Here is a 16,098-nt window from a genome sequence, read left to right as displayed (position 1 = left end):
ATGAGCCATCACGGACCAGCCATCACGGACCAGCTATCAGGAACCGGGCGGCCGACTACCAGACGTGGAGCGCCGGGCGCCGGGTGCTCGGCAGGGCGTTCTCCTCGCGCCAGCGGTGCAGGAAGCCGGGAAGGACCAGTTCCGCTGGCGGCTCGCCCGTCTCCGCGAAGATCTCTTCGTTCGACACAGGGCCGCCTGCCGACACGAGGCGGGTGGCGAGGTAGGCACGCGCGTACACCTCGCCGTCGGCCACCATGCGCTGTTCGAAGAAGATCGCCTTCTCGTCGAAGCCGATGATCTTCGTCTCGATCGTGTAGGCCTGCCAGAGCGTCAGGGACTTCCGGAAGGTGATGGTCTCGAGGTTCACCACGGGGCTCCAGCCCCTGGCGCGCATCCGGTCCCAAACCCCGGCCCGCACCATGAGGTCGAAGCGGCCCAAGTCCATGAGCGAGAAGTACATGCCGTTGTTGATGTGCATCGCGATGTCGATGTCGGTGGGAAGCACGCGCATGCGCAACGAGGAGGTGTCCCAGAGGCTCAGCGGCCGGCGCAGTCGGGAGGCGAAGAGATGGACCAGAGTCCGGAGGAGCAAGTGCATAACATCATGTTACTCACGAGTAACTTTGAATGTCACATCGCCCTCAGGAGCCCCAGCCCCCTGCCTGCAGGACCGGGAGCAGTCGCTCGATCACCCCTGGATCCTCAATCGTGGACGGGACGGTGTACTGCTCGCCGTCGGCAATCTGGCGCATCGTCTTGCGCAAGATCTTGCCGGAGCGGGTCTTGGGCAGGGCGTCCACGACGATGGCCTGCTTGAAGTCTGCCACCGGCCCGATCTGCTGGCGCACGAGCGCCACGAGCTCGGGCACGAGGTCCTCCTCGCGCATCTCGACCCCCGCCTTGAGCACCACGTAGCCGACGGCCCGCTGGCCTTTGAGTGAGTCCTTGAGGCCGATCACGGCGCATTCCGCCACGGCGGGGTGGCCCGCGAGGACCGCCTCGATGGATCCCGTCGAGAGCCGATGGCCCGCGACATTGATGATGTCGTCGGTACGGCCCATCACGAACACGTAGCCGTCCGCGTCACGGTAGCCGGAGTCGCCGGTGGCGTAGTAGCCCGGGAACGCAGCGAGGTAGGAGCCGATGAAGCGCTCGTCGTTGTGCCACAGGGTCGTGAGGGTTCCCGGGGGCATCGGGAGCCGGAGCACGATGTTCCCTTCCTCCCCGAGCCCCACGGGCTCACCTGCGCCGTCGAGGATCTCAAGGTCGTAGCCCGGCATCGGCACGGACGGCGATCCCGCCTTGAGCGGCATGTCCACGAGCCCCCGGGGGTTCCCGCAGATGGCCCAGCCCGTCTCGGTCTGCCACCAGTGGTCGATCACGGGGACGCCGAGCTTCTCGCCGGCCCACCGGTAGGTCTCAGGGTCGAGCCGCTCGCCCGCGGCATACAGGCGCGCGAGCGAGGAGACGTCGTAGCCGGCGAGCAGCGCGGCCTCAGGGTCGGCTCGACGGATCGCGCGCAGTGCAGTCGGCGCTGTGAAGAGGACCTTGACCCCGTGATCGGCCACGACCCGCCAGAAGGCCCCGGCGTCCGGCGTGCCCACGGGCTTGCCCTCGTAGAGGAGGGTGGTCGCGCCAGCCAGGAGCGGGCCGTAGACGATGTAGGAGTGCCCAACGACCCACCCGACATCCGAGGCCGTCCACATGACCTCGCCCGGCCCCACGCCGTAGAGGTTCTTCAGCGTCCATGCGAGCGCCACCGCGTGGCCGCCGTTGTCCCGCTGCACTCCCTTGGGCGTGCCCGTGGTTCCGGACGTGTACAGGATGTAGAGGGGGTCGGACGCGGCCACCGGCACGGGCGCAGCAGGCTCGGCATCCGCGATGAGCGCGTCGAAATCGTGCCAATCGCTGTGGTCCGCGAGCTGGTGGGCGAACCCAGGGCGGACCTTGACCACGACGCCGACCTCGGGCATTTCGGCGATCTCAAGAGCCTCGGCCACGGCCGGAAGGTACTCGACCCTGCGGTTCGGCTCGATCCCGCCACTCGCAGTCACGATGACAGTGGGGCGCGCGTCCTTGATCCTGGCCGCGAGCTCGCGGGGTGCGAACCCGCCGAAAACCACCGAGTGCACGGCTCCGAGCCTGGCACACGCGAGCATCGCGACGGCGGCCTCGGGGATCATCGGCATGTAGACGACGACGCGGTCCCCCTTTCCGACGCCCAGCGCGTGCAGTGCGCCGGCGCAGCGGGCCACGAGGTCGGTGAGCTCGGAGTACGTGTACGTCTGCTGGACGCCGAGGACGGCGGAGTCGTAGATAAGGGCGGCTGCGTCGCCCCGGCCGGCCTCGACATGGCGGTCCAGCGCGTTGTAGCTCGTGTTCAGCGTGCCATCCGGGAACCACCGGTACAGCGGAGGCTCGGTCGCATCCAGCGCCGCGGTGGGCTCATCGACCCAGTCCACCGCCTTCGCTGCTTCGAGCCAGAAGGCCTCCCTCTCCTCAAGGCTCTCCCGGTACACCTCGGCGTACGATCCCGTCTCCCGCGTCACGCCCGTCCCCTGTGTCACTGTGGCACTCCTCACTTCCTCGTGGTCTGCCCAGACTAAGTCAGTCGACGTCGCACCACAAGGGCACATGTATACATTTGAGGCATCTGCCGTGCGACACCCGGCCCGAATTTCTCAGGAATCTCTACTTGCATTCTCAGGTTGGCGGTGTCAATGTATACAGAAGAGCCGGTTGATCGGTCTCCTGAGCGGCCAAGCCCGTTCGTAGCAAGAGCCAGCCAGTTCCATTCAGAGGGGAGTGCGATGAAGGCCAGCGACCGCGCGTACTCGGCCCTGCGGGATGACATCGTCGAATGGCGCCTCACCCCCGGGACGGTCCTCGGAGAGGTCGAGCAGTCCGAGCGCCTGGGGGTCTCCCGCACTCCGCTGCGCGAAGCGCTCGCCCGCCTCACAGCCGAGGGCCTTGCCTCCGCGCAGAGGGGCCGCGGCGTCATCGTGAGCGACATCTCCCTCGCCCACATCGACGAGCTCTTCGAACTCCGCGAGGTCCTCGAATCCAAGGCCGCGGCACTGGCGGCAGCGCGCGGCGACCGCGAGCGGTTCGCCGACCTGCGGGACCGGTTCCTCGCGGCGCCGGCCCTCCTCACCGACGATGACCCGCTCCGGCACGAGTACTACTCGCTCGCCGCCGAGCTCGACGCCGAAATCGACGCCGCGATCGGCAACTCCTACCTCACGCAGTCCCTCGAGGGGCTGCGGGTACACCTCACCCGCGTCCGTCGCCTGGCGAAGGACGACGCCGCGCGGCTGAGGCAGGCCGCATCCGAGCACGCGGCGATTGCCGGGGCCATCGCGGACGGCAATGCGCACCTCGCGGCCGCCGCGACGGCGATCCACCTGAACAACAGCCTGAACCACATCAAGTCCGCCAACACACCGCCAGGTAAAACACCGCCAGGTAAAACACCGCCAGGAGAGGCCACCCATGGTTGAGATGCACAAGGTCCGCGTCTACAAGAGCGAAGAGAACCTGCCCCGCGAGGACCAGCTCGCGCACAAGATCGCCACGGTCGCCGCCGACCCGGTGGAGGTCACGCCCGAGGTGACCGAGATGATCATCAACCGCATCATCGACAATGCGTCGGTGGCCATTGCGTCGCTCAACCGCGGTCCGATCGTCGCAGCGCGCGCCCAGGCACTCAGCCACGCGCCGTCGTCCGGCGGAAAGGGCTCCCTCGTCTTCGGCGTCGACGACCGGGTCTCCCCCGAGTGGGCCGCCTGGGCCAACGGCGTTGCGGTCCGCGAACTCGACTACCACGACACGTTCCTCGCGGCGGAGTACTCGCACCCCGGCGACAACATCCCGCCGATCCTCGCCGTGGGCCAGCATGCTGGCTCCACCGGCCACGACCTCATCCGCGGCATCGCGACCGGCTACGAGATCCAGGTCGACCTCGTCAAGGCCATCAGCCTGCACAAGCACAAGATCGACCACGTCGCGCACCTCGGCCCCTCGGCCGCCGCAGGTATCGGCACGCTGCTCGGCCTCGACGTCGAGACGATCTTCCAGGCCGTGGGCCAGGCCCTGCACACGACGACGGCGACCCGCCAGTCCCGCAAGGGCGAGATCTCCACCTGGAAGGCCCACGCCCCGGCGTTCGCGGGCAAGATGGCCGTCGAGGCCGTGGACCGCGCGATGCGCGGCCAGACCTCCCCCGTGCCGATCTACGAGGGCGAAGACGGCGTCATCGCCTGGCTCCTCGACGGCCCCGACGCCGCGTACGAGGTCCCGCTGCCCGCTGAAGGCGAGGCCAAGCGGGCGATCCTGGACACGTACACGAAGGAGCACTCGGCCGAGTACCAGGCACAGGCCTGGATCGACCTCGCGCGCAAGCTGCACCGCGAGCACCCCGAGGTGACCAAGCCCGAGAACGTGGCGAGCATCCTCATCAAGACGAGCCACCACACGCACTACGTGATCGGCTCGGGGGCCAACGACCCGCAGAAGTACGATCCGACGGCCTCGCGCGAGACGCTCGACCACTCGATCCCCTACATCTTCGCGGTCGCCCTCCAGGACGGCACGTGGCACCACGTGGACTCCTACTCCCCCGAGCGCGCGGGCCGGCAGGACACCGTCGAGCTGTGGCACAAGGTGACCACCGAGGAGGACCCCGAGTGGACGCGGCGGTACCACTCCCTCGACATCGCCGAGAAGGCCTTCGGCGGCTCGGTCGTCATCACCCTCACTGACGGGACCGTCATCGAGGACCAGATCGCGGTCGCCGACGCGCACCCGCTCGGTGCCCGCCCGTTCGGCCGCGAGCAGTACATCGCGAAGTTCCGGACGCTCGCCGCCGAGTCCGTGGCACCCGAGGAGATCGACCGCTTCCTGGCCGCCGTGCAGCGTCTGCCCGAGCTGGGCGCCGGCGAGCTCGACCAGCTCAACATCGTGGCGAAGGACGGCGTGATCGACCTCGCCGCCGCGCCGCATGGTCTCTTCTGAGACTGTTCTGAGAGGACTGACGACCATGCTCTACTCCACCACCACCCCCGAGCAGAAGCGCGTCAAACTGCGCGAGATCCTCGCCTCGGGCACGCTCCAGCAGTTCCCGGGCGCGTTCAGCCCGCTCTCCGCGCGGCTCATCGAGGAGAAGGGGTTCCCGGGGGTCTACATCTCGGGGGCCGTGCTCGCGAACGATCTGGGCCTGCCGGACATCGGCCTGACGACCCTGACCGAGGTCGCCACGCGGGCCGGCCAGATCGCCCGGATGACCGAGCTGCCGGCGATCGTCGACGCCGACACGGGCTTCGGCGAGGCCATGAACGTGGCGCGCACCATCCAGGAGCTCGAGAACGCTGGCCTCGCCGGAATGCACATCGAGGACCAGGTGAATCCGAAGCGGTGCGGGCACCTTGACGGCAAGTCGGTCGTGGACCTGGACACAGCCCTCCAGCGCGTCCGCGCCGCGGCAGACGCCCGGCGGGACCCGAACTTCCTCATCATGGCGCGGACCGACATCCGTGCGACGGGCGAGGGCGCGGCGGGGCTCGACGCCGCCGTCGAGCGCGCCAAGGCGCTTGTCGAGGCGGGCGCCGACGCGATCTTCCCCGAGGCCATGGGCAGCATCGAGGAGTTCAAAGCCATCCGGGACGCCGTAACCGTCCCGGTCCTGGCCAACATGACCGAGTTCGGCAAGAGCCGCCTCTTCACGGCCCAGGAGCTCGCCTCGGTGGGCATCAACATGGTCATCTATCCGGTCACCCTGCTCCGCATTGCCATGGGCGCTGCAGAACGTACGCTGGATAGCATCAGGGCGGACGGCACGCAGGAGGCCCAAGTCGAGAACATGTTGACTCGCTCACGCCTCTACGAGCTGGTTGACTACGAGGCATACAACGGCTTCGACACCAGCGTGTTCAACTTCCAGGTTCCGGGCCGATACTGACGGCTCCGAGGGCCACTGACAAAGGAGTCCTGCAATGACACAGGTGCCAAGCACCATGCAGAGCGACAGCGCGATCAGGAAGGGCCTTGCCGGCGTGGTGGTGGACTACACCGCGATCTCGAAGGTCAACCCTGACACGAATTCCCTCCTGTACCGCGGCTACCCGGTCCAGGAGCTCGCTGCCCGCTGCAGCTTCGAGGAGGTCGCGTACCTCCTGTGGTACGGCGAGCTTCCCACGCCCGAGCAGCTGTCCCAGTTCGAGACGCGGGAGCGTGCCGGCCGACACCTCGACCCGCTCCTGAAGCAGGTCGTGGACGAGCTCCCCGTCACATGCCATCCCATGGACGTGTGCCGCACCGCGGCGAGTGTCCAGGGCGCGCGGCACCCCCTGGCAGGCGACTCCTCGCGCGGGGCGAACCTGGCGAAGTCCGTCGAACTCTTCGCTGCGATGCCCGCGGTGGTCGCCTACGACCAGCGCCGGCGCCGCGGCGAGAGCCTCGTCGAGCCCCGGGACGATCTCGGCTACGCCGCGAACTTCCTGTGGATGACGTTCGGCGAGGAAGCCGCCCCCGAGGTGGTCCGCGCGTTCGAGGTCTCGATGATCCTTTACGCCGAGCACTCGTTCAACGCCTCGACGTTCACCGCCCGCGTGGTCACTTCGACCCTCTCGGACCTCCACTCCGCGGTCACCGCGGCTATCGGCGCCCTCAAGGGCCCGCTCCACGGCGGGGCCAACGAGGCGGTCATGGAGACCTTCGAGGACATCGGCATCCGCACGGACGAGACCCACGAGCAGGCCAAGGTCCGGGCCAAGGTCTGGATGGACGAGGCGCTCGCGGCGAAGAAGAAGGTCATGGGCTTCGGCCACCGCGTGTACAAGCACGGCGACTCGCGGGTGCCGACCATGAAGGCCGCCCTCGACGACCTCATCGCGTTCTACGGCCGTCCTGAGATCCTGGGCCTGTACGACGGGCTCGAGCAGTCCATGGACGAGGCGAAGGGCATCAAACCCAACCTCGACTACCCGACCGGGCCGGCGTACCACCTCATGGGCTTCGACATCCCCACGTTCACGCCGCTCTTCGTGGCGAGCCGGATCGTCGGCTGGACCGCGCATGTCATGGAGCAGGTCGAGAACAATGCGCTCATCCGTCCGCTCTCGGCCTACAACGGCCCCGACGAGCGGCATCTGGACTAGCCTCCGGGGACCTTCGGCAGGGGCTCAGTCAGCCTCGGCGTGGCGGAGGACGACGAATCGGGCGACCGACTCGTTGTCCTCCGCCATTTCGACGCGGAAGTCGGCAACAGCCCCGGTCAGGACGATCGGGAGCCAGTGGTCGGCGTCCTGCCACATGTCCGTGACCGGCAGCGCATCCACCGGGTACCACGCGGGTGCGATCTCCTCGCTCTCCGCGACCTCACCGGTCCACACCGTGGCGGTGAACATCGTGCACTCCATGTCCCATTCGGGACGTGCGGGGAAGCGGAAGTCGACCGTTCCCGCGGGTGCCAGCCGAGCGGCGTCGAGCGCGACGCCCGCCTCCTCGTCGAGCTCGCGTGCGGCGGCCTCCGCGGGGGTCTCCCCTGCCTCGAGGTGACCGCCTAGGCCCACGACCTTCCCGCGTCCGAACCCGCGCTTCTTGCGCCCCAGCAGGACCTCACGGCCGCCTTCCCCGTCCCTCAGGAGGAAGCAGAGCGCCACCGGCGCGCCCATCAGCCGACTCCCCGGACGGCCAGGGGGGAACTCATCCCCGGGCCCTCGGATGCGCCAGGGCGTAGACCTCGCGCAGCGTCTCCGCGGTGACGAGCGTATACACCTGGGTCGTCGTGACGGAGGCGTGGCCGAGGAGCTCCTGGACCACGCGGACGTCGGCGCCGCCCTCGAGCAGGTGCGTCGCGAACGAATGCCGCAAGGTGTGCGGCGAGACGTCCCGGGTGATCTGTGCCTTCTCGGCAACATCCTTGAGGATCGTCCAGGCGCTCTGGCGGCTCAGCCGACCGCCCCGGGCGTTGAGGAACAGGCCCGGGGTGCCCTTGCCCTTGGCGACGAGCGCGGGTCGCCCGCGGACAAGATAGGCGTCGATCGCCCGGGCGGCGTAGGAGCCGATCGGCACGATGCGCTCCTTGGAGCCCTTGCCGAACAGCCGCACCACTGCCGGGCCGCCGTCCGGGGTGTCGAGGCGCAGGTCGTCGACATCCAGTCCGACGGCCTCGCTGATGCGGGCACCTGTGGCGTAGAGGAACTCGAGAAGCGCGCGGTCCCGCAGGCCAGACGGTGTGTCGGCGGCCGCGGCGTCGAGGATGCGCGTCACCTCGTGGATGCTGATGGCCTTGGGCAGGCGCTGCCCGGCGAGCGGCGGGTGCACGTCGGCGGCCGGGTCATCCGGCGTCGTGCCCTCGAGCGCCCAGAAGCGGTGCAGCCCGCGGACGGCGACCACCGTCCTTGCGGCGGAGCGGGCGGTCAACGGGCTCCCGCCGTCGGCACCGTCGCGGAGCGCCTGGGCGAAGGCGCCCACGTGGTGCCGTTCGACGCCCGAGGGCGTGCTGACGCCTTCGCGGGCGAGGTGCGCGCCGTAGCGGGCCAGATCCCGGCGGTACGCGGCAAGGGTATTGGGGGCGAGGCCCCGCTCCACGGCAAGGTGGCGCAGGTAGTCCTCGATCGCGCGCGCGATGAGCCGCGGCAGAGCTGCCGGAGGCACCGGGACACGACCTGGCACCCCCGACGACTCTCTGCCGGGGGCGTCCTGAGCGGCGGGCGGCGCGGGTTCGGTCACCTGCACGACAGGCCCACTCAGCGCTGGGCCGGGTGCGCCGGCCACGGGGTCTCGCCTGCGCGCAGGGACGCGAATCCCGTGCGGCGCGCCGCGTCCGCAGCGAGGACGGCAACCACTGCGCTCGGGTTGTGCAGGCGCCCGGCCAGGACGGCGCGGACGGCCGCGTCCAGATGAACCCACGCGAACTGGATCTCGGCCTCCTCGTCGGTGCGCTCGTGGCGTTCCTTGGGCGCGACCTCGCTCAGGCCGCGGGCCAAGTAGATGCGGATGGCCTCGCTCGAGGACCCCGGTGAAGTGAAGAAGTCCGCGAGGACGTGCCACTGGCTCGCCGTGAGGTCGGCCTCCTCGGCCAGCTCGCGCGCGGCGGCATCGAGGTTCGACTCGCCGTCCACGTCGAGCAGACCCGCGGGGACCTCCCACAGATCCATCCCCACCGGGTGGCGATACTGACGCAGCATGAGGATGCGCCCGTCGTCGTCCATCGGCAGGATGGCGACGGCGCCGGGGTGCTCGATGTAGTCGCGGTGCAGCACGCCTGCACCGTCGGCGAGTTCGAAGGCGTCGCTGCGGACGTCCCAGATGCGGCCCTTGTAGACCGTGTCCGAGGACAGCACGCGCCGCGGGCTCGGCGCGTCTTCGACACTCGGGCCGCTGTGGGCCTCCGATTCAACGCCGGGCTGCGGCGCGTGCGTGTCCACGGACCTACTTGCCTTCGCCTGCGGAGGCTGGAACCTTCTCAGCGGCCGCGTCCGACGCCGCGCGCTTCGCTCCTGAAGGCTTCGCGGCCGCCGGCCCGGCGTCCCGCGTGTCGGCAGACGCACCGCGGTGCTCGAGGGCTGCCTTGACGAGCCCCACGAACAGCGGGTGGGGGCGCGTGGGCCGCGAGCCGAGCTCGGGGTGGGCCTGGGTGGCGACATAGTAGGGATGGACGTCCTTGGGCAGTTCGGCGAACTCGACGAGCTTGCCGTCAGGTGACGTACCCGAGAAGACGAGGCCCTTGGCCGCGATCTGCTCACGATAGGCGTTGTTCACCTCGTACCGGTGGCGGTGGCGCTCGGAGACCTTCGTGCTGCCGTAGGTCTCAGCCACGACCGAGCCCTCGTCGAGGACCGCGTCGTAGAGGCCGAGGCGCATGGTGCCGCCCAGATCGCCCTTGCCCTCCACGATGTGGAGCTGCTCCGCCATGGTGGCGATGACCGGGTACTTCGAATCGGGCTCGAACTCGCTCGACGAGGCGCCCTCGAGGCCCACGACGTTGCGCGCGTACTCGATCACCATGCACTGGAGGCCAAGGCACAGGCCCAGAGTCGGCAGCTTGCCCTCACGGGCGAGGGTCAGCGCACCGAGCTTGCCCTCGAGACCGCGGATGCCGAAGCCGCCCGGGACGAGGATCGCGTCAACTCCAGCGAGCGCGTTCCTCGCACCGGCCGGGGTCTGGCACTCGTCCGAGGCGACCCAGCGGATGTTGACCTTGGCGTCGTTCGCGAAGCCTCCGGCGCGCAGCGCCTCGGTCACGGAGAGGTACGCGTCGGGCAGGTCGATGTACTTGCCGACCAGCGCGATCTCGACCTGGTGCTTCGGGTGGTGCACGACCTCGAGGAGACGGTCCCACGCCGTCCAGTTAACGTCCTTGAACGGCAGGTTCAGGGCGCGGACGATGTACGAGTCCAGCCCCTGGGCGTGAAGCACCTTGGGGATGTCGTAGATGCTCGGGGCGTCCGGGCAGTTGATCACCGCGTCGGTGTCGACGTCGCACATGCGGCCGATCTTGTCCCGCATCGCGTCCGGGATCTCGCGGTCGGAGCGGACCACGATCGCGTCGGGCTGGATGCCGATCGAGCGCAGCGCCGCGACGGAATGCTGGGTCGGCTTGGTCTTGAGCTCCTGCGACGGGCCGATGTAGGGCACGAGGGAGACATGGACGAAGAAGACGTTGCTGCGGCCGATGTCCTGGCGCACCTGGCGTGCGGCCTCAAGGAACGGCTGGGACTCGATGTCGCCGACCGTGCCGCCGATCTCCGTGATGATGACGTCCGGCGCGTTCTCACCGTCGGACGGCAGGCGCATGCGGCGCTTGATCTCGTCGGTGATGTGCGGGATGACCTGGACGGTGTCACCGAGGTACTCGCCGCGGCGCTCCTTGGCGATCACGGTCGAGTAGACCTGGCCCGTGGTCACATTGGCGGAGCCATCGAGGGATTCATCGAGGAATCGCTCGTAGTGGCCGATGTCGAGGTCAGTCTCGGCGCCGTCTTCGGTGACGAAGACCTCGCCGTGCTGGAACGGGTTCATCGTTCCGGGATCGACGTTCAGGTAAGGATCAAGCTTCTGCATCGTGACCGAGAGGCCGCGGCCGCGCAGCAGGTGACCGAGGCTGGAAGCCGTCAGGCCTTTCCCGAGCGAGGAGGCCACGCCACCGGTGACGAAGATCTGCTTGGTCGTCTTGGCGGAGTCTGAAAAACGGGAATGAGTTCGCTGCACCACGGAATTCGAGCATATCACCGATCTGAGTGCCACCCCTCGCGAAGCCGGGTGTGTCGACGTGATCCTCAGCTCGCGGCGGCCGCGCGGGAGGACCTTGCATCCTCGAGGAGCTCGAGCGCGTGCGCTTGGGCGCTCGCCGAATCCTCCTGGCCCGCCAGCATGCGCGCGAGCTCGATGACGCGCTCGGCCTCGTCCAGGACGCGCACGTCGCTTGAGGTCACGCCCGTTACACCGTCCGCGCCCCGTGCCGAGGCGCGGGAGGTCTTGATGACCGTGATGTGCCGGTCCGCGAACGCTGCAACCTGGGGCAAGTGGGTCACGACCAGGACCTGGACGTGGCACGCGAGCATCGCGAGCCGACGCCCGATCTCCACCGCGGCGCGGCCGCCCACGCCCGAGTCGACCTCGTCGAACACGAAGGTCGGCACGGGGTCCACGGCTGCGAGGACCACTTCGATCGCGAGCATCACGCGGGAGAGCTCGCCCCCGGACGCGCCCTTGCCGAGCGGGCGGGCAAGCGCGCCTGCGTGAGGCTGCAGGAGGATCGCCACCGTGTCCTTGCCGTCCGGGCCCAGCTCGTCCGTCTCGACGACCTCGACCCGCAGCATCGCATCCGGCATGGCCAAGGCCGTGAGCTCGCCGCTGACGCGCTCCGCGAGGTCGCCCGCGGCGGCCCGCCGCCGCTCGGCCAGCTGGCTGGCCAGCTCGTGGAGCCTTGCCTCGTCCCGGCCGATCTGGTCGGTGAGGGACTCGATCCGGCCGTCGTCGTCCTGGAGCTCGAAGAGCCGCTTCTGGCCGGTCTCAGCCCAAGCGATGACCTCATCGAGGGTGGGGGCGTACTTGCGGGTGAGGCGGCCGAGGGCGCCTCGGCGCTCCTCGACCTCCGCAAGCCTCCCGGGGCCTTCCGTGTCGAGCGACGTCGCATAGCTCGCGAGCTCCTGGGCGATGTCGTTGAGGACATATCCCACGTCGGCGAGCCGCTCCGCACAGGCCCGCAGCGCGTCGTCATGCTCCGCCTCGTGCTCGAGGGCGCGGCGGGCGCCGTCCACGAGTGTGGTCGCGTCCGAGGCCTCGCCGAAGTCCTCCGAGACGAGTGCCTCGTGGGCCTGCTGCGCGGCGAGCCGGAGTGCCTCGGCGTGGGCGAGGCGCACCGACTCGGCCTTGAGCGCCTCGTCCTCCCCCTGCTGCGGAGACACCTCCTCGATCTCAGCCAATGCAGCCTCGAGGGACTCGGCCTCGCGGATCCGCTCCCGTGAGGAAGACGTGAGCTCCTCGAGCTCCCGGCGCGCTCCCGTCCACGCGGCGTACAGCGCCGAGTACTCCTTCTGGACCGCGGCGAACGACTCGCCGGCGAAAGTATCGAGGGCCCTGCGCTGCGCGGTCGGGCTCTTGAGCCGCAGCTGTTCGGACTGGCCGTGGATCACCACTAAGTGCGCCCCGACCTCGGCGAGCACTCCCACCGGCGCCGAGCGCCCGCCCACGTGGGCCCTGCTGCGCCCGTCCGCGCCCACGGTGCGGGCCAGGAGTAGCTCGGCGGCACCGTCGTGCTCCTCCGCGTCTCCGCCCGCCTCCTGAGCGCGCACGACGGCGGCGTGGCCCGGTTCGAGGCGGACGGTCGCCTCAGCGACGGCGGATTTCGCCCCGGTCCGGACCGCTCCGGCATCGGAGCGACCGCCGAGCAGCAGCCCCAATGCCGTCACGACCATCGTCTTGCCCGCGCCGGTCTCGCCCGTGACGACGCTCAGGCCCGGCCCCAGCGGGAGTGCGGCGTCCGTGATGACGCCCAGGTCGCGGATCCGCAGTTCCTCGATCATGCGTGCTCCTCGGGGGACTCGTGAGTGCCGTCGGCCTCGTCGACGCCCTTGCCGGGGCCACGCTGTGTCCATGCGATCGGCGGCACCTCGGGGACCATCGGCCCCGGTGCGGTGACGGGCGAGCCGGGCACCGGGCCGCGCCAGCCGTGGATCGGCAACTCGAACTTGCGCACGAGGCGCGCGGAGAACGGCGTCGTGCTGGTTCTGGCGAGTCGCACCGGCACCGGGGACTTGGTGACCTCGACGCGGGAACCGGGCGGCAGATCCACAGACCGACGGCCGTCGCACCACAGGACAGCGTGCGCGTCGGTCCGGCTCAGGATCTCGACCGCGAGCGTGGAACGCGGCGAGACGACGAGCGGCTTGGCGAACAGGGCGTGGGCGCTGATGGGCGTAATGAGGAGAGCCTCGACCTCGGGCCACACGATCGGGCCGCCGGCCGAGAAGGCATAGGCTGTGCTGCCGGTGGGCGTCGCAAGGACAATCCCGTCGCAGCCGTAGGACGTGAGCGGCTTGCCGTCGACCTCGGTGACGACCTCGATCATGCGTTCGCGGCTCGCCTTCTCGATGGCAGCCTCGTTGAGGGCCCACGTGTGGGCGACCTTGGCCCCGCGGTACCACACGTTCACGTCGATCGTCATGCGTTCCTCGACGGAATAGCTTCGCGAGGCAATCCACTGGACCGTCTGGGCGAGGTCGGCGCGCTCGCTCTCGGCGAGGAAGCCGACATGTCCGAGATTGACCCCCAGGAGCGGAACGTCGACGTGCCGGACCAGCTCGGCGGCGCGGAGGATCGTCCCGTCGCCGCCGAGGACCATCACGAGCTCGATGTCCTCGAGCCCGACGTCCCGGCCGATGACCTCGGTGGGGTGGTCCAGTCCGTTGAAGCGCTCCGAAAGCTCGGCCTGCTGGCCGGCGGGCATGACAGGCGAGAGCCCGGAGCCGTAGAGCTGGGCGGCGGCCTCACGGGCGGCGACCATGGAGTCCTCGCGCCCCATGTGGGCCAGCAGCAGAATGCGACGTGTCACGTGGGCATCTCCTCGTGCGGGGCGGCCGGCCAGAGCCCGGAGACCCAAGCCTGGGCGTCGGCCGCCGCGGAAGCTTGCGATGCCTGTGGCTCTGCCGGTCGGCTGAGCCACAGGAAGTACTCGACGTTCCCGTCCTGGCCGGGCAGCGGGCTCACGGCGAGGCCGCGCAGGGCCAACCCGACGCCGACGGCTGCCTCGGCCACGCCGGTGACCGCGCGGCGTCGCTCGCCATCCGAGCCTACGACGCCGGTCTTCGCGAGCCGCTCCCGGCCCACCTCGAACTGCGGCTTGACCATGACGAGGAGGTCTCCGCCGGGCAGCGTGCAGGAGTACAGGGCGCCAAGGACGAGCGTGAGCGAGATGAACGAGAGGTCTGCCACCGTCAGAGAGGCTGATCCGCCGATGTCTTCCGGGGAGAGATCGCGGACATTGACGCCTTCGTGGACGTGGACGCGGGGGTCGCGGCGGATGGCCTCGACGAGCTGACCGTGCCCGACGTCGACCGCAACGACCTCTGCGGCTCCGGCCTGCAGGAGCACGTCCGTGAAGCCGCCCGTCGAGGCGCCCGCGTCGAGGCAGCGTGCGCCTCGCGGGTCTACAGCCGGGAAGGCCGCGAGGGCGCCAGCCAGTTTATGGCCCGCACGGCTCACATAGCGGTCGTGCTCCGTGTCGGAGACCTCGATGGCCGCGCTCTCAGGGACCGGGTGGGAGGCCTTCGAGACGGCTTCGCCGTCGACGCGCACGGCGTCATCCGCGATCAACTTCGCGGCGTGCGTGCGCGAGCGGGCGAGGCCGCGGCGCACGAGTTCGAGATCGAGCCGGGCCACGCTACTCCGCCGGCTCCGCGTCGAGGACGTGCATGAGTGCTGCGTGGAAGGCCTCGAAGGCGTCCGCCTGGGCGGCGAGCGGCTGGTCCGCAGCGGAGGCGAGGCCGGCAAGCGCAGCCTCGACCTCGGGCTGCCCCGCCTCGATGGCCGTTTCCCGCGGATCCTCGCTCATGGGCCCAGCTTATCGAGAGTCGACGACAGATTCCCGCAGGCCCTGGGCGTTCCGTCCCCCCTCAGGCGGTCCAGTGGAGCTCTGGGACCGCCTGCTTGTCCGTCTCGGGATGGGCGTTCCACCACGCGGCACACGCCGCCCGCCAGGTATCGAGGTCGTCCGGATCGCCCGTGATCTCGACCCGGCCGTCCACGGCCCGCGCCGACGACGACCCGACCCGCCACGCGCCGTCGTGCGCCTCCGCGTCAGGGTACGGGCGGAAGAAATCGTCGAGGGCACTGAGGATGAAGGTCGGCCGCTCGGCCGTGCGCGCGGCAAGGATCGACTCTCGGGTATCTACGCCCGTCAGGACGGCCGCGGTCGCGAATCCCGCACGATTGCCGCCGAGGATATCGGTGTCAAGCCGGTCGCCGACCACGATCGGGCGGCTCGCACCGAGGCGCTCGGCCGCCGCAAGGAAGAGCGGTGCCTGCGGCTTGCCCGCAACGAGCGGCGTCCGGCCCGTCGCAGCCTGGACCGCCGCCACCAGGGTCCCGTTGCCCGGGGCGATGCCCCGGGCCTGCGGGATCGACATGTCCGCGTTCGTTGCGATCCAGAGAGCGCCCGCGGCGACGGCGTAGGCCGCCTCCGCGAGGTCCCTCCAGCCAAGATCGGGGCTGAACCCTTGGATCACGGCCTCGGGCGCCTCGTCGGCGGAGCGGACCGGCGTCAGGCCGCGCAGCTCAATCTCGCGGGCGAGTGCGGCGCTCCCCGTCACGAGCACTCGCGTTCCGGCCGGGACCTTCTTTGCAAGCAGCTCCGCGCCGGCCTGGGCCGAACTCACGACGTCGTCATCCCCGGCCGGTGCGCCGAGTTCGCGCAGGTGCGCCGCGACTTCGGCGGGCGTGCGCGACGCGTTGTTCGTCACGTAGCCGAGCCGGATGCCGCGCGGGGCAAAACCCCGGAGCGCCTCGACGGCACCCGGGATGGCGTGAGGACCGGCGTAGACGACGCCGTCGAGATCAGACAGGACGGCGTCGAACGCCTCGATGAGGTCGGCCACG

15 protein-coding genes are annotated in these 16,098 nt (G+C 69.8%); 4 read left to right on the top strand and 11 right to left on the bottom strand.

What is annotated here, in order from left to right:
• Positions 1–55: 55 nt before the first annotated feature.
• Both AB5L97_RS07940 and AB5L97_RS07935 read right to left on the bottom strand, forming a co-directional pair.
• Positions 56–598, bottom strand: coding sequence for an acyl-CoA thioesterase (locus AB5L97_RS07940; RefSeq protein WP_307956706.1), 543 nt, complete (start codon positions 596–598; stop codon positions 56–58).
• 43 nt (positions 599–641) lie between these two features.
• Positions 642–2,567 carry a propionyl-CoA synthetase gene (locus AB5L97_RS07935; protein WP_369047111.1) on the bottom strand — a complete coding sequence of 642 codons (1,926 nt, stop codon included), beginning with the start codon at positions 2,565–2,567 and terminating at the stop codon, positions 642–644.
• A 243-nt stretch (positions 2,568–2,810) separates the two neighbouring features.
• On the opposite strand from AB5L97_RS07935, the gene AB5L97_RS07930 reads away from it, so the two are divergent.
• The 4 genes from AB5L97_RS07930 to AB5L97_RS07915 are packed head-to-tail and all read left to right on the top strand — an operon-like array spanning position 2,811 to position 7,154.
• Complete coding sequence (locus AB5L97_RS07930) at positions 2,811–3,500, top strand: GntR family transcriptional regulator (protein ID WP_369047110.1); 690 nt, start codon at positions 2,811–2,813, stop codon at positions 3,498–3,500.
• Entirely contained in the window at positions 3,493–5,013 is a 1,521-nt protein-coding gene (locus AB5L97_RS07925) for an MmgE/PrpD family protein (RefSeq protein WP_369047109.1), read from the top strand. The genes AB5L97_RS07930 and AB5L97_RS07925 overlap by 8 nt, the downstream gene beginning before the upstream one ends.
• 25 nt (positions 5,014–5,038) lie before the next feature.
• The gene (gene prpB, locus AB5L97_RS07920) at positions 5,039–5,956 is read left to right on the top strand and encodes a methylisocitrate lyase (RefSeq protein WP_307956710.1); all 918 of its coding nucleotides are present in this window, start codon (positions 5,039–5,041) and stop codon (positions 5,954–5,956) included.
• A gap of 34 nt (positions 5,957–5,990) precedes the next feature.
• Positions 5,991–7,154, top strand: a complete 1,164-nt coding sequence (locus AB5L97_RS07915; protein WP_307956711.1) for a bifunctional 2-methylcitrate synthase/citrate synthase — start codon at positions 5,991–5,993, stop codon at positions 7,152–7,154.
• Between the two features lie 24 nt (positions 7,155–7,178).
• Here AB5L97_RS07915 and AB5L97_RS07910 read toward each other — a convergent pair whose 3' ends face one another.
• The 9 genes from AB5L97_RS07910 to AB5L97_RS07870 form a co-directional block, all read right to left on the bottom strand.
• Positions 7,179–7,673, bottom strand: coding sequence for an 8-oxo-dGTP diphosphatase (locus AB5L97_RS07910; protein ID WP_369047387.1), 495 nt, complete (start codon positions 7,671–7,673; stop codon positions 7,179–7,181).
• Positions 7,674–7,701: 28 nt separating this feature from the next.
• Positions 7,702–8,673, bottom strand: a complete 972-nt coding sequence (gene xerD, locus AB5L97_RS07905) for a site-specific tyrosine recombinase XerD (protein ID WP_374049237.1) — start codon at positions 8,671–8,673, stop codon at positions 7,702–7,704.
• 74 nt (positions 8,674–8,747) lie between these two features.
• Positions 8,748–9,428, bottom strand: coding sequence for an NUDIX domain-containing protein (locus AB5L97_RS07900; RefSeq protein ID WP_423246832.1), 681 nt, complete (start codon positions 9,426–9,428; stop codon positions 8,748–8,750).
• A gap of 4 nt (positions 9,429–9,432) precedes the next feature.
• Positions 9,433–11,232, bottom strand: a complete 1,800-nt coding sequence (locus AB5L97_RS07895) for a CTP synthase (protein ID WP_369047108.1) — start codon at positions 11,230–11,232, stop codon at positions 9,433–9,435.
• A gap of 47 nt (positions 11,233–11,279) precedes the next feature.
• Positions 11,280–13,028 (bottom strand): DNA repair protein RecN, encoded by a 1,749-nt coding sequence (gene recN / locus AB5L97_RS07890; RefSeq protein ID WP_369047107.1) that lies wholly within the window; start codon positions 13,026–13,028, stop codon positions 11,280–11,282.
• On the bottom strand, positions 13,025–14,056 hold the full coding sequence (locus AB5L97_RS07885) for an NAD kinase (RefSeq protein WP_369047106.1): 1,032 nt from the start codon (positions 14,054–14,056) through the stop codon (positions 13,025–13,027). The genes recN and AB5L97_RS07885 overlap by 4 nt, the downstream gene beginning before the upstream one ends.
• Positions 14,053–14,883 (bottom strand): TlyA family RNA methyltransferase, encoded by an 831-nt coding sequence (locus AB5L97_RS07880; RefSeq protein WP_369047105.1) that lies wholly within the window; start codon positions 14,881–14,883, stop codon positions 14,053–14,055. Before AB5L97_RS07880 ends, AB5L97_RS07885 begins: the two co-directional genes overlap by 4 nt.
• Before the next feature lies 1 nt (position 14,884).
• On the bottom strand, positions 14,885–15,055 hold the full coding sequence (locus AB5L97_RS07875) for a hypothetical protein (protein WP_369047104.1): 171 nt from the start codon (positions 15,053–15,055) through the stop codon (positions 14,885–14,887).
• Between the two features lie 61 nt (positions 15,056–15,116).
• On the bottom strand, positions 15,117–16,097 hold the full coding sequence (locus AB5L97_RS07870; protein ID WP_369047103.1) for an HAD-IIA family hydrolase: 981 nt from the start codon (positions 16,095–16,097) through the stop codon (positions 15,117–15,119).
• Position 16,098 lies beyond the last annotated feature (1 nt).

The organism is Sinomonas sp. P10A9 (genome assembly GCF_041022165.1).
GTDB lineage: Bacteria > Actinomycetota > Actinomycetes > Actinomycetales > Micrococcaceae > Sinomonas > Sinomonas puerhi.
This window is presented reverse-complemented; position numbering and strand designations above follow the sequence as displayed.